The 14,907-nt window shown below is 49.9% G+C and carries 11 protein-coding genes, 1 riboswitch and 1 other annotated feature; of the genes, 10 read left to right on the forward strand and 1 reads right to left on the reverse strand.

The window, feature by feature from the left end:
* Positions 1-135: 135 nt before the first annotated feature.
* Positions 136-2,532 (reverse strand): endonuclease MutS2, encoded by a 2,397-nt coding sequence (locus DWY93_RS08160; protein ID WP_117469988.1) that lies wholly within the window; start codon positions 2,530-2,532, stop codon positions 136-138.
* A 364-nt stretch (positions 2,533-2,896) separates the two neighbouring features.
* Between DWY93_RS08160 and DWY93_RS08165 the strand changes: the two genes are divergently transcribed.
* From DWY93_RS08165 to DWY93_RS08210, 10 genes are all read left to right on the forward strand, one after another.
* A complete protein-coding gene (locus DWY93_RS08165) occupies positions 2,897-4,222 on the forward strand; it encodes a S1C family serine protease (protein ID WP_181968518.1) in 1,326 nt (441 codons plus the stop codon).
* Positions 4,223-4,360: 138 nt separating this feature from the next.
* The gene (locus DWY93_RS08170; protein WP_117469990.1) at positions 4,361-5,305 is read left to right on the forward strand and encodes an HD domain-containing protein; all 945 of its coding nucleotides are present in this window, start codon (positions 4,361-4,363) and stop codon (positions 5,303-5,305) included.
* A gap of 196 nt (positions 5,306-5,501) precedes the next feature.
* Positions 5,502-5,773 (forward strand) — a binding site (T-box leader).
* A 162-nt stretch (positions 5,774-5,935) separates the two neighbouring features.
* On the forward strand, positions 5,936-7,636 hold the full coding sequence (locus DWY93_RS08175; protein WP_117469991.1) for a carbon starvation CstA family protein: 1,701 nt from the start codon (positions 5,936-5,938) through the stop codon (positions 7,634-7,636).
* A 197-nt stretch (positions 7,637-7,833) separates the two neighbouring features.
* The gene (gene rlmD, locus DWY93_RS08180) at positions 7,834-9,261 is read left to right on the forward strand and encodes a 23S rRNA (uracil(1939)-C(5))-methyltransferase RlmD (RefSeq protein WP_181968519.1); all 1,428 of its coding nucleotides are present in this window, start codon (positions 7,834-7,836) and stop codon (positions 9,259-9,261) included.
* A 78-nt stretch (positions 9,262-9,339) separates the two neighbouring features.
* Entirely contained in the window at positions 9,340-9,564 is a 225-nt protein-coding gene (locus DWY93_RS08185) for a hypothetical protein (protein ID WP_117469992.1), read from the forward strand.
* A gap of 6 nt (positions 9,565-9,570) precedes the next feature.
* Positions 9,571-10,113 carry a GNAT family N-acetyltransferase gene (locus tag DWY93_RS08190; RefSeq protein ID WP_117469993.1) on the forward strand — a complete coding sequence of 181 codons (543 nt, stop codon included), beginning with the start codon at positions 9,571-9,573 and terminating at the stop codon, positions 10,111-10,113.
* A 65-nt stretch (positions 10,114-10,178) separates the two neighbouring features.
* Positions 10,179-10,724: a phosphodiesterase gene (yfcE, locus tag DWY93_RS08195; RefSeq protein ID WP_117470028.1), complete on the forward strand. Its 546-nt coding sequence runs from the start codon at positions 10,179-10,181 to the stop codon at positions 10,722-10,724.
* A gap of 140 nt (positions 10,725-10,864) precedes the next feature.
* A riboswitch (cobalamin riboswitch) is annotated at positions 10,865-11,116 on the forward strand.
* Positions 11,117-11,363: 247 nt separating this feature from the next.
* Positions 11,364-13,007, forward strand: coding sequence for an ABC transporter substrate-binding protein (locus DWY93_RS08200; protein ID WP_117469994.1), 1,644 nt, complete (start codon positions 11,364-11,366; stop codon positions 13,005-13,007).
* 110 nt (positions 13,008-13,117) lie between these two features.
* Positions 13,118-14,071 (forward strand): ABC transporter permease, encoded by a 954-nt coding sequence (locus tag DWY93_RS08205; protein ID WP_117469995.1) that lies wholly within the window; start codon positions 13,118-13,120, stop codon positions 14,069-14,071.
* A complete protein-coding gene (locus DWY93_RS08210; protein WP_117469996.1) occupies positions 14,068-14,907 on the forward strand; it encodes an ABC transporter permease in 840 nt (279 codons plus the stop codon). The genes DWY93_RS08205 and DWY93_RS08210 overlap by 4 nt, the downstream gene beginning before the upstream one ends.

Here is a 14,907-nt window from a genome sequence, read left to right on the forward strand (position 1 = left end):
TTTCGTTTTTTGCCTGTAAATCAGGGCAGGTTTCTATTTCCTATAGGATGATGGGTAAAATTGAAACCTTTGCGGTTAACATAACTTTAAAATAGTACTGTTCAGACAAAATCCGACGCAGTTCCTAATTGAAAGTTACTTGAAGGTTACGATCGTAACTCCCGTATCGCCTTCCCCAAACTCACCAAGTCGGAATTCCTTCACATATTTAAGCTTCTTCAAATGCTTATGAACCGCAGCCCGCAGCGCTCCTGTTCCGCGCCCATGCACAACGCGGACCTGCGGAAGATGGGCGAGATAAGCATCATCCAGATACTTGTCAAGAACAGGCATCGCCTCGTCCGTTGTCATTCCGATGAGATTGACCTCCGGGGAGACGGAGAAGGATTTTGCCATTTTGATCTTTCCGCTTCCGGTGTTGTTCCGCTTCAGGGCAGCCGGATCGAGGCCCGGTCCGGATACGGACGCCTCGTCTAAAAGTTCCAGATCTTTGATATTTACAAGGGAGCGCAGGATTCCCATCTGCACATAGAGATCGCCTTTTGCGTTCGGCAGTGTGCTGACTGTTCCCTTTAAGTTCATTGTGAGGACTTTAACACCGTCACCGATCTTTAATTTCTTCGGTGAGATCGTCTTTTTCGGCCCCTTATTGTTCTTCAGACTTAAGCTTTTATCGACTTTATCCAGCTTTTCGCGGAGCTTTGTTCTCTCAGCTTCCAGCTCTTTTCCGACACCGGAGCTTGCGGCAAGCTTGTTGATATTTCGGATCGTCTGGTCCGCGGTCTCTTTCGCCTCGCGTAAGATCCGCTGGGCTTCCTCGTTGGCGTTCTTTAAGAGCTTTTCCTTCCGCTCATCAAGCCGCTCTTCCTTCTGCTCGATATTCTTCTTTAAACGGGAGATCTCTTCCTTGTAGCTTGCGATTTCCTCACGCTCTTTTTCGATGGTCACGCGGCTCTGCTCTAAGTTCGCAAGCAGGTCCTCAAATGCCTCATCATTGGATTCCAGATGGGTCTTTGCATCATCGATGATGTAATCCGGCAGACCTAACTGTCTGGAAATCGCGAATGCGTTGCTCTTTCCGGGAATACCGATCAAAAGCTTATAAGTCGGACGCAGTGTTTCAACATTAAATTCACAGCAGGCGTTCTCAACACCCGGCGTTGACAGGGCGAATACTTTCAATTCGCTGTAGTGGGTGGTCGCCATGGTCCGGCACTTCATATTGTGAAGGAAGGACAGGATAGAGATCGCTAAAGCAGCGCCCTCGGTGGGGTCCGTTCCGGCGCAAAGCTCATCGAAAAGGCAGAGAGACCGGCTGTCTGCCTGATTTAGGATCTTAACGATATTTGTCATGTGGGCGGAGAAGGTACTTAAGCTCTGCTCGATGCTCTGCTCATCGCCGATATCCGCGAATACCTCGTCAAAAACGGAAAGCTCGGATCCGTCAAACGCCGGGATCTGCAGACCGGATTGTCCCATCAGGGTAAACAGACCGACCGTCTTTAAGGATACGGTCTTACCGCCGGTATTCGGTCCTGTTACGATCAGCAGGTCGAAATCTCTTCCCATCCAGATATTGATCGGAACGACCTTTTTTGGGTCAAGGAGCGGATGGCGGCCATCCTTGATATGGATATAACCTTTTCGGTTAAACTTCGGCATGGAACAGTTATAGATTCTTGAGAGAGCAGCCTTCGCGAAGATGAAATCCAGCTTTGTGAGGATTTCAAAATCCGTTGTGATCGGCTCGATATACGGGACGAGCTCGGTGCTTAAGGCAGCTAAGATCATCTCGATCTCTTTCTGCTCCTTTAATTCCAGTTCACGGAGTTCGTTGTTTAGCTTGATGATCGCCATCGGCTCGATAAAGAGTGTGGATCCGGTGGCCGACTGGTCATGGACCATTCCGGCAAACTGGCTCTTATACTCGGCGCGGACCGGGAGACAGTAGCGTCCGTCACGCATGGTGATAACGGCATCCTGCAGCATGGTCCGGCTGGAGTTTAGGATGGAGTTCAACTGGGTGTGGACTTTATCTGCCGTGATCTTCATCTGTCGGCGGACGTGGTGGAGTCCCGGGCTTGCATCATCGGCGATCTCATCCTCACCGAGAATACAGCGGGTGATCTCACTGTTCACATTCGTCAGTGGTTCCAGAGTGCGGAACATCTCATCGAGAGAGTCATCAGGAAGTTCCATATTTTCCGGATGGCGTCCATAATTCTTTGCGCGGGCCGCACAGGTCAAAAGTCCGCTGACGGAGAGAAGCTCCGTGATGCTTAAGGAGCTGCCGATCTCCAGACGTTTTAAGGAATCCCGTACATCACGGACTCCGGCTAAGGAGAGACTTCCTTTCTGGCGCACACGGGTCACCGCATCGGCAGTTTCCGTCTGGGCCTGAACGATCTCATCAAAATTTGAGGAGGGAACCAGTTCCCGGCACATCCTTTTTCCAGGCTCAGATGCCGCGCAGTCGGTCAGTCGTTCAATGATTTTATAATATTCAAGTGTTTTTAATACTTTCTGATTCATAGGTCGATCCTTTTTTCCTTTCAATACGCAGACATTCCGCGGTATGAAACATGCGGAGATTTTCAGTAAAGATGCCTGCCTGCACAGAAAAAGTATAACACAAACGTGTTAAATATCATAGAGATTTTTTCTTACGGTGGAGGTGTCAGATTTGGGAGGAAGAGCCTGTGGAAAAGGTTATCGAATGGTACGGAGAAACCTGTATACACCATTTTTTTGTTGCATAATAAGCGGAAAAAAATTATAATGAAAAGAAGATAGGCTAAACGCAAAGAATCCGCAAATGGAATCGTATTTTGATGGATATTTGCCTGTAGCAGCAGGAGTAAGGGCTGCTGTAAGATATGAAAAGGAGACTTTTTTCATGTCAGATACACCTAACGAGAAAAAATTTATGAGGGAAAAGGTCGTAAAACCTCCGATCGATAAGCGCAGGGCCGCGGGCCGGATCCTGTGCTATGTTCTTTTTGCGGCCGTTTTCGGTGGAGTTGCTGCGGTGAGCTTTGTGGCATCACTGCCGACAGCGAAAAAGCTTCTGGGTAAAGAGCAGCCGGTGACCTCCGCACCGATCACGATCGAACGGGACCAGGATCCATCCGGCGAGCCGACACCGGTGGAGACCATGGCGGAGACCACAGGAGAGGGGATCCGCGCGGAAGATCTGAAGGATGAGGTGGATAAGATCGTTGGGGACGCCATGGAAAAGTTCCCATGGACGACGAAAAACCTCACCGAGTTAAACGACGCGTTCCGGAACATCTACCTGGAATCCGAGAAGAGTATCGTGACAGTTTCCGCAGTGAAAAACGACGTGGACTGGTTTGATAACCCTATTGAGACGACAGGACAGTATGCGGGAATCATCATCGCGGTGAATCCCAGCGAGGCGCTGATTCTGACAGGACAAAGCGCGGTGGCTGGAGCCGACTCCCTGCGGGTGACCTTTGGGGACGGATCCACGGCGGCAGTAGAACTGAAATCCCAGGACATCACCTCCAAGATGGCAGTTGTCAGCGCGAAGATCTCCGATATTGAAGAGCAGACCGTAAACTGGATGAAGGCGGTGGAACTCGGAAACTCCTATTCCGTCCGTACCGGGGACATGGTCCTCGCGGTGGGAAGTCCCTCCGGACATGTCCATTCCGTCAAGCAGGGGCTGATTGCCTATGTGGCAAAGGGAGTCCAGGCAGTGGATGGTCAGACGCGTATCCTGTATACAGAGTTTGAGAGCCATGCAGACGAGGGAACATTCCTCTTAAATCTTTCCGGCCAGCTGGTGGGCTGGGCAACCGACACTTATCAGTCCGGTGATAACGGACAGACGGAAGATAAGACGATGGCGATACCGATCTCGGAGTACAAGGGCGTGCTCCAGAAGCTCACAAACGGACAGTCCGCCCCGTATTTCGGAATCCGGGGACAGGATGTGACCTCCGTGATGATGGAGAGCGGAATCCCCAGCGGAGTATATATAACAGATTCCATTGCAGATGGACCTGCCTACAACGTGGGGATCCAGAACGGTGATATCCTGACAAAGATCAGGGACACGGAGATCCAGACGATCCGGGACTTCCAGAACCGGCTGGAGGACACGAAGACCGGAGATTCTGTAAAAGTTACGGTAAAACGGAAGTCTATTGATGAATATAAAGAAATAGAGTATCAAGTGACGATTGGAGCCAGGTAGTTATTACTGCCTGGCTTGTAACTGCTCAGACTTACTGAACAGCTATCTAGTCCAATAATAACGTTTCAGCCTTAAAACTGAAGCGCTAGATGTAAAGACAGAAAACGTCTGTCGACGCAATGAATAGAAGGAGAGATTATGAGATTTATTGAAACATTCCGGGAAGGAAACCACATTTCGGATGTATACCTGTGCAAGACAAAACAGATCGCGCTCACAAAGAATGGAAAAGAGTACGGTTCTCTTGTACTGCAGGATAAAACAGGAACTGTCGACGCGAAGATCTGGGAGTTAAACTCTCCGGGAATCAACGAGTTTTGCGCACTGGATTACGTGTATGTTGACGCGGACGTGACTCTGTTCCAGGGACAGAGCCAGTTGAATGTAAAGCGGATCCGCAAGGCGGATGAGGGCGAGTACCATCCGGCAGACTATCTCCCGGTGACTACAAAGGACATCCCGACGATGCAGCATGAGCTCACCCAGTACATCACAACCATCAAGAACCAGTATTTAAGAAAACTGGCATCCGGCTATTTCAACGACCCGGAGTTCATGAAGGCGTTCTCCTTCCATTCTGCGGCAAAGAGCGTTCATCACGGCTTCGTCGGCGGACTTTTAGAACACACCTTAAGTGTTGTAAAAATGTGCGATTACTTCAGCAAACAGTACCCGGTGCTGAACCGCGACCTGCTCTTGACGGCAGCGATGTTCCATGATATCGGAAAGACAAAAGAACTTTCCGCGTTCCCGGAGAATGACTACACAGATGACGGACAGCTTCTCGGCCACATCATCATCGGCTCCCAGATGGTAAAAGAGCGGATCGACGCGATGCCGGGATTCCCGAAAAAGCTGGAGAGTGAGCTGATCCACTGCATTCTTGCACATCACGGTGAGCTTGAGTACGGTTCCCCGAAGAAACCAGCCCTGATCGAGGCGATGGCATTAAATCTTGCGGACAACGCGGATGCGAAAATGGAGACCATGACAGAGATCTTAAGAGGTGCCGGGGACAACATGGGCTGGCTCGGCTACAACCGCTTCATGGAGACGAATGTCCGCCGGACGAGTGAAAACTAGTATGTAGAAAAATTGACCCGCAGCGGATCATAAATCGTGCATAATTTTGATAATAATTTGTCATGGAAAGACAGATGACACGAAATGTCCGTGTGTAAAAGATATATGTGCGCTTTGCACTGATAAGAAACCGCAAAGATCAAAAAATAACGGTTGACAAAATCACTTTTGTGACTAAAATGAGTGTTGTTCATATTCAAATGCGATGAACGGGACAGGACCTTCTAACAGGATCTTATTCAGAGAACTGCCGGTCGGTGCGAGGCAGATAAGAAATTAGAAGGTTATCACCTGGAAGCAGCCGGGATGAACAGCTCATTTTAGTAATCCCGGACGGAAACCTCACCGTTAAAAGGGGACCGATTCATCTGAGAGTACAGCAGATACTTGAGGAGGATGGGACTGAGAGGCCGGTTTTCCGGCAACAGAAGTGGTAACGCGGAGAATGTTAGATCCTTCGTCTTCTAAGGGAGCGATCCCTGTGGAGACGAGGGATTTTTTGTTTTGTACGTAGATTCCACAGCGATTTCTGCCGTATTTTTAGGATCGTTTGAATATGGATGGACTACAGGGACCGGAACTTGCGACATTCCGGTATGACAAAATGAATTTACAAAGGAGCGAAATGACATGAACACATTAGTAATCGTTCTCATCGCAGCTGTGTGTCTGTTATGCGGATATATGGTATACGGACGCTGGCTGGCAAAGACCTGGGGCATCGACCCGAAGGCAAAAACACCTGCCTATACACATGAAGATGGACAGGATTATGTACCTACAAACGGCTGGATCGTTTTCTCACACCAGTTTTCCTCTATCGCAGGTGCCGGTCCTGTAACGGGTGCCATCCAGGCGGCTGCATTCGGCTGGGTTCCGGTTCTTCTCTGGATCCTTGTCGGTGGTGTCTTCTTCGGAGCGGTCACAGACTTCGGCGCTCTTTACGCAAGCGTAAAGAACGAAGGTAAGTCCATGGGACTCCTGATCGAGAAGTACATCGGCAAGACAGGTAAGCGATTATTCCTGATCTTCTGTTGGTTATTTACCTTGATCGTTATCGCAGCCTTTGCTGACATGGTTGCAGGCACATTCAATGCTTATACGGTTAAGGATGGCGTTACAGAGTTGGCAGCAGCGGCTCAGACAAACGGCGCCGCAGGCTCCATTTCCATTGCATTTATCGTATTTGCGATGGTTTTCGGTGTTCTTCAGAAGAAGCTCAACCTTGAAGGCAAGGGCGAGTTCTTCGTAGGACTTGCATGCACGGTTGCATCTCTTGCAATCGGTATGGCATTTCCGTTAATCGGCGGTAAGGACGCATGGACAGGATTCACATTTGCGTATATCTTCTTTGCATCTGTTCTTCCGATGTGGCTCTTAAAGCAGCCGCGTGACTACATGACAACATTCATGTTTGCAGGAATGATCCTCGGCGCTGTTGTCGGTATTGTTGTTGCGCATCCGAACATGAATCTTCCGATGTACACAGGCTTCACAAATGAGAAGCTCGGAAACATGTTCCCGATCCTTTTCGTAACCGTAGCCTGCGGAGCCGTTTCCGGTTTCCACAGCCTCGTTTCCTCCGGTACTTCCTCCAAGACCGTTGAGAATGAGAAAGATATGTTAAAAGTTGGTTACGGCGCAATGGTTCTTGAGAGCCTCTTAGCCGTACTTGCACTGTGCGTAGCAGGCGCCGCCGCAGCCGCTGACGGTACCGCAGCAGTAGGAACTCCGTTCCAGATCTTCTCCTCCGGCGTTGCTGGACTTCTTGAGATGTTCGGTCTTCCGATCTATGTTGCACAGTGCTTCATGACCATGTGTGTATCCGCTCTTGCTCTTACAAGCCTTGACGCGGTGGCACGTATCGGACGTATGTCCTTCCAGGAGCTTTTCTCCGTAGACGATATGGAGAACGCAGAGGGCTGGAGAAAATTCCTCTGCAACAAATATGTATCCACGATCATCACACTTGCATTCGGCTATATCCTTACAAGAGTCGGTTACTCCAACATCTGGCCGTTATTCGGAAGCGCAAACCAGCTCTTAAGCGCCCTTGTTCTGATCACACTTTGCGTATTCTTAAAGGTAACGGGAAGACAGAACAAGACCCTGATCGTACCATGCGTGATCATGCTCTGCGTAACCTTCACAGCACTGGTTCAGAGAACACTTGCTCTTGTAAACGCATTCAGCGCAGGTACCGCAGTATTTATGGTTGAAGGACTTCAGCTGATCGTTGCGATCCTTCTTATGGTTCTCGGTGTGATCATCGTTGTTACATCTGGTAAGGAGCTGTTAAGCAAGAAGGCAGGTTCTGAGGCGAGAGCATAAATTGCGGTTTACATAATGTGTAACTTATATATTTGATGAATAGAGACCGGCTTTCCGGTTCCACAGATTCTCTGCGGGGCATGGAAAGTCGGTTTTTTCGTTCTGTTTATGTGTTGAGGGGTTGCAAATGCGAGAGGAATTCCTGTATACTTAAGAAAACTTAGAAAATCACAATATTTATATAGAAGGAACAAAACATGGAAATCAAGAAGAACGATAAATTTACAGTGACCATCGAGGATATGGGGGAGGACGGCGCAGGTATCGGCCGCGTGGACGGATATATCTGGTTCGTGAAGGATGCCCTGATCGGGGATACGATCGAGGCGTCAGCCATGAAAATGAAAAAAAATTACGGATTTGCCCGCCTTGTGCGCGTCATCACCCCGGCAAAAGGCCGCGTGGAGGCGAAATGTCCGGTGGCGAGAGCCTGCGGCGGATGCCAGCTTCAGGAACTGGATTACAAAGAACAGTTAAAATTCAAGGAAAAGAAAGTATACAATCACTTAAAACGCATCGGTGGCATGGAAAACCTGTTCCTGCCGGAGGAAGCGGAACAGGCAGAGGGAGTGCAGGACGCGGTCGTCATGGAACCGATCATAGGGATGGAAGACCCGTGGAGATACAGAAACAAGGCGCAGTATCCGATCGGACGCGGAAAGGACGGAAAACCGACGGCCGGATTCTTTGCAGGCCGGACCCATTCCCTGATCCCGGTGCCGGAACTGGACTGTCTGCTCGGATGTTTGGAAAATAAGGATTATTTGGCGGCAGTGTTAAAATTCATGGAAGATTTTGGTGTGGAACCTTATGATGAGGCAAACCACAAGGGACTTGTGCGCCATGTTCTCTTAAGAAAAGGTTTCGCCAGCGGCGAGCACATGGTATGTCTCGTGATCAACGGAAAGAAGCTTCCTCACGAGAAAGAGTTCATCGAGCGGATGCGTGAAGCCGGCGCAGACAGTATCTCCCTGTCCTTCAATATGGAAAAGACAAACGTGATCCTGGGAACCGAGATCAAAAATCTCTACGGGCCGGGTTATATCACGGATAAGATCGGAAACATCGAATATCGGATCTCTCCGCTATCGTTCTATCAGGTAAACCCGGTCCAGACAGAACGTCTCTACGGAACAGCTCTGGAATTCGCTGATTTAAACGGCGGTGAGACCGTCTGGGATCTCTACTGTGGAATCGGAACCATCTCTTCTTTCCTCGCCCAGAAAGCCGGGAAAGTCTGCGGTGTCGAGATCATTCCGGCAGCGATCGAGGATGCGAGGGAGAATGCGAAGCGCAACGGTCTCGACAATGTAGAATTCTTCGTCGGCAAAGCCGAAGAGGTTCTTCCGGAACAGTATGAAAAAAATCATATCAAAGCCGATGTGATCGTTGTCGACCCGCCAAGAAAAGGCTGTGATGAGCTCTGCCTTGAGACGATCGTAAAGATGGCACCGGAGAAAGTCGTTTATGTGAGCTGTGATTCCTCGACGTTGGCGAGAGATGTGAAGTATCTCGGGGAGAACGGATATGAGGTAAAACGCGTTAGAACTGTCGACATGTTTGGAATGTCAGGGCATGTAGAGACGGTAGCATTATTAACTAAAAAAGATATCACGTCTTGCTGACGAGAATTAACTAAAAGTTCAGCGGTTGCAAAATTTGCAACAACGGTAGAGGAAATTGAAAAATCGAAGGGATATAAAATGGAACAGGAATACATTATTCTCCAGATCCAGGAAGATGATTACGGCTGTGAGGAACGCTCTGCAGGGGCAAAGAAAACCGTTCTCGTCCGGCTGAAAGACGCTAAGGAAAGCGAGCGGATGATCCGTCAGGAAGATGACTGGCTTTATGAGCAGGGGATTGATGAAGGTGATCTGGTAGTATTAACGGAGAATCACCTGTATAAGAAAATGGAAGAGAGGTAACTATAGATGGAATTACAAACAAAACGCCTGATTTTAAGACCATGGCAGGAGAACGATGCAGAGAGCTGCTACGAATATGCGAAAGACCCGCAGGTCGGTCCGGAAGCAGGATGGCCGGTGCATACGAGTGTGGAGAACAGCAGAGAGATCATCCGGGAAGTTTTATCGGCGGATGGAACGTATGCGGTGGTTTTAAAGAGTACCGGAAAGCCGGTGGGCTGTGCAGGCCTTACAGTGGGCGAGGCATGCAATATGCCGGTACCAGAAGATGAGGGAGAGATCGGCTGCTGGCTGGGAACTCCGTACTGGGGGCAGGGAATCATCCCGGAGGCGGTAAAGGAGCTGATTCGGTACGGTTTTGAAGATCTGGGGCTGAAACGAATCTGGTACGCATATTTTGACGGGAATGAGAAATCGAAGCGCGTGGCAGAAAAATGCGGCTTCCGGTATCATCATACGAACAGGGATCTGGAGTGGAAATTGTTAAATAAAACAGTGACAGAACATGTCCATGTGCTTGAAAAAAACGACAGGAACGATGAAATCTAAAGAAGGCAAGAGCAGCATGGAGATAGATGCGCTGATCTGTAAAAGGAAAGGAATTTGCTGAAATGATAAAACTCATGATCGCGTCCGACATCCACGGCTCCGCGTACTACTGCAAAAAGATGCTGGAAGCATTCGACCGGGAGCAGGCGGACCGTCTCCTGATTCTGGGCGATATTTTATACCATGGACCGAGAAACGACCTCCCGAAAGAGTACGCCCCAAAGGAAGTCATCAAAATGTTAAATGAGCGGAAAAACAGGATCTTCTGCGTCCGCGGAAACTGTGATACCGAAGTGGACCAGATGGTTCTGGAATTCCCGATCCTCGCGGATTACGCAGTGATCCCAACGGCGGACCGCCTGATCTACGCCACCCATGGACACCACTTTAACTTAAAACAGCTCCCTCCGCTTCAACCGGGGGACATTCTTCTTCATGGCCACACCCACATCCCGGCCTGGGAATCGTTCGGCGACGGCAACCTGTACCTGAATCCGGGTTCCGTGTCGATTCCGAAAGCGGAGAGCGAGCACAGTTACATGATCCTACAGGATGGGGTAGTTGTCTGGAAAGATCTGGACGGTGAGATCTACCATAGTCAGAAACTGTAGTTTCTGTGGGTGAAAAACCGGCTAAAAATCTTATAAATACTGTTATTACGGATAAAACGGGAACGGATCAAAAAATCTGTCCCCGTTTTTTATAGAGCCTATTGCATAATAATTTCTGTAATGCTAAAATATCTCCCATAACAATCGAAGAGGCATCCGGTGCTGCTGCCGCTGTGAAAAAGTTCATGAGAACAGGCGACAGCAGGTAAAAGGGAAACAGGTGGAAGACCTGTACGATCTCGTCACTGTGAGCAGGGAATACAAGACCATGCGCGAAAGCGCGGTCACTGAGGAAGAAGGACAGTTGGATAAACTGTCGTGAAAGCTTTGGGAAGGCGGTTTTGTGTGATGATCTGTGAGTCAGGAAACCTGCCGGACTGCTGGTACAGGAAGAAAATTTCCAGGTCACGAGGCATTGATCGTACCGTTTATATGTCGGCTGATTCCAGCGGACATCTTTTTCTGATGCATATGCATTTCGGTATTTGAAAATTCTCAGATGGAACATCTCCATACCAACTCCGAAGTTATAAATAAAATACAGCTATCCATCAGCCCTGTACAATTACCGGGTCGGTTACAGATAAGGATAGGCCGGGAGGCAAAACAATTCAATATTTACACAACCTGGAGGAGAACATGAAGAAGAAACATGCAAGTCTGCTCTTAGCGGCAGCAATGGCGGCATCCGTAATCTCAGGATGCGGAAACAGCGCGAACAACAGTACGGCAGAGACAGAAAAGACAGAGACAATTGCAGCGGCAGCGACAAGTGCAGCGGAGAAAACAACAGCAGCCGAGGCAGCGGAAGACACAGAGAAAAACGAGACAGATGAGGTCGTTATTGCGACTCCGCGTGACGCTGTACAGGGAAGCGGAGACGCTTACTACTGTTGGGAAGGCGCTTATGTATGGGAAGCGCTCACGGCAAACAACGGCGGCGTGATCGATCCGTGGCTCGCAAAATCCTGGGAACACAACGATGACTGTACCGAGTGGACATTCAACCTGCGGGATGACGCGTATTTTACAGACGGTGTCCAGTTCAATGCTGACGTATGCTTAAAGAACATCGAGCGCTGGGGTCATGGAATCACCTCCACATATACGACACTCAGCATCGAGAAATCGCTCCCGAACCTCGATAAGATGGAAAAAGTCGATGATTTCACCGTAAAATTCACCTTCACGCAGCCGATCACAACACTTGAGTACGTTCTTTCCGACTACGGCAGCCCGATGTACAGCCCGAACTGCTTCGACGAGGAGACGGGCGTGATCTCCGACTACGCGATCGGTACCGGTCCGTATAAGATCACTGACCATGTGGAATCCGAGTATGTGACTCTTGAGAGAAATGACAACTACTATGGCGAAAAGGGTAAAGTAAAGACCTTCAAGATCCGCTGTATCCCGGATGCCGAGACACGTGTATCCGCATTAAAATCCGGTGAAGTTATGGGACTTGCGGACAACGGCGCGATCACCATGGACGCTGCAAAGAACCTCTGCGACACAGACTCCAGCTTCGAGATGGACAGCACTCCGAGCCATATGACCGAGTACATCATGTTCAACGATAAAAATGAGTACCTTGCGGACAAGCGCATGAGAGAGGCATTTAACCTCGCAACAGACCGCGACAGCATCTGCAGCGTGATCTATGGCGGACTTTTACAGCCGGCATATTCCTTCTTGAGCACCCAGTCTACATTCCATCTGGATATTCAGGGAGCTTACGACATGGAACAGGCAAAGGCCCTCGCAAAAGAGGTTCTCGGCGACAAAACTGTGGACATGACCATGATCATCCGTTCCAGCACTGCATCTGACTACAACTGCAAGGCGGTTGCAGAGTATTTAAAGCAGGTTTACGCTGAACTCGGCGTCAACATCAACATCGAGATCGTAGATTCCTCCCTCTATAAAGAGAGACAGCAGGAAGGCACCTACGACATGACACTCACCGTATTCGGAATCAATAACGCAGATCCGACTTCCACATTTAAGCAGTACTTCGCAAGCGAAGGAAACAGCAACAAGACATTAAATTACAACTATTATAACGAGACGATCGATGAGCTCGTTGCAAAAGCTCCGACGATCGCTGACGTAGAAGAGCGCAGCAAGATCTACGATGAGATCCAGCAGGAACTCTTTGATGACAGTGCGTGCGTTCCGATCTGCTATCAGATCAATGTAAACATCCACAACACAGCGATCACGCACTACGCAGGAAAGACCTTCGGTGTCGGTCTTCCGACTATTTCCTGGGTGAAATAATATCTGAGAGCGATCCGGCGGGTCAGATATCCGCCGGTCAGGCAGATAAGACATGAATTTGGCAGGACTGTCTGAAAAAGGCAGTTCTGCTGTTTTTGAAAGGAACACATATGGCACTTTTAAAGTACATTCTGAAAAAAATGCTGATGCTCTTGCCGGTACTCGTCGGAATCAGTATCATTGCCTTTGCGCTTGGGATCATGTCGCCGGGGGATCCGGTGGACCAGGTGCTGAATCCAAATGGAAATGAATCCTACACGCAGGCGGAGTATGATGCCATGGCGGCAAAAATGGGCCTGGACCAGCCGGCGGTAGTCCAGTATTTCAACTGGGTCGACGGTCTGGCGCACGGCGACCTGGGCCGCTCATTTTTCACGAATAAAAGTGTCATGGACCAGCTCGCGAAGCGGATCCCGATCTCGTTAAAGCTGGCTGGTTTCAGCATAATCTTAACGATCGTCTTCGGCGTGGGATCTGGTGTCCTGATGGCGGTGAAAAAAGACCGGCTGCTGGACCATGTTCTGGGGACATTTTCCACAGTGGCCCTGTCCGTCCCCGGATTCTGGATCGCCATCGTCCTGATCTTCATCTTTGCCGAACAGTGGAAGATCCTGCCCAGCAGCGGAATCTCTGACGGCTCCGGATTTATTCTCCCGGCAATCACGCTGGCACTCCCGAGTATCGGAGTCTGCGCGAGACTGACACGGAGCGCGATCCTTGATGAGATCGGACGCCAGTATATGACCGTGGCTGACGCGAAAGGCATGAGCCGCCGCCGCGCGGTGATCCGCCACGCCTTCGGAAACGCCCTGATCCCGATCATCACCTACCTGGGAAACCATATGGCGGGCATTATCGGCGGCGCGTCCATCGTGGAGACGATCTTCGCGATCCCCGGAATCGGAAGCTACGCTATCGCGGGCGTGCAGTCGAAAGACTACTATGTGGTGCAGGCCTACGTTCTGTTCTCCGGATGCATCTATGTGCTGACAAATATCCTGATTGATCTGATTTACATCGCGCTGGATCCAAAGATCCGTGCGGGAGAGGCGGTGGAATCATGAGAAAACTAAAAGAACCCCGTCTAACCGTGAAAGCGAAGACCGGTCTTGTGCTCTTATTTATCATTCTTCTCACCAGCGTCCTGGCACCAGTTCTCGCGCCTTATGATCCGTTGGTATCGAACCTGTCAGAGGCGCTTCAGAAACCGTCGGCTGCGCACCTTTTAGGCACCGATAATATCGGCAGGGACACCCTGAGCCGTGTTCTCTACGGCGGAAGACAGTCCATTCTTCTCGCACTGGCTGCGACGGTGCTCTCCATGCTGCTCGGCTTTGTTCTTGGACTCTTCGCGGGATATTTCGGCGGCTGGATCGACGGAGTCATCACGACGATTTCCAGCATCTTCCAGGGACTTCCGGGCCTGACACTTATGATCGCTGTGGCAGGTCTCCTGGGACAGGGCGTGAAGAGCATGCTGATCGCTATCGTGATCAACTCCTGGGTAGGTTTTTCCAGGATCGCCCGTGGCGAGGTCATGAAATTAAAGCAGGAGAGCTTTATCAAGGGACTTAAGACCATCGGAGCCAGTGATCTCAGGATCCTGTTTCTCCACATTTCGCCCAATATCCTTGGAACCTTATGCGTGCTCTTTGCCACAAGAATTGCCGGAAACGTGATCTCCGTGGCATCCATGAGCTATCTGGGTCTGGGACTCCAGCCGCCGACACCGGACTGGGGCGTTATGATCAACGACGCGAGGCAGTATTTCCGCCAGGAACCGCTGCTCGTCGTCGCGCCGGGGCTCTGTATTTTACTGCTTTCCCTGAGTATCAACCTTCTCGCGGATGAGCTGCGTGACCGGCTGGATGTGAGGAAAGATGTCATGAAGAACATGTAG

The organism is Clostridium sp. AF28-12 (genome assembly GCF_003435225.1).
In the GTDB taxonomy this organism is placed as follows: Bacteria; Bacillota; Clostridia; order Lachnospirales; family Lachnospiraceae; genus Pilosibacter; species Pilosibacter fragilis.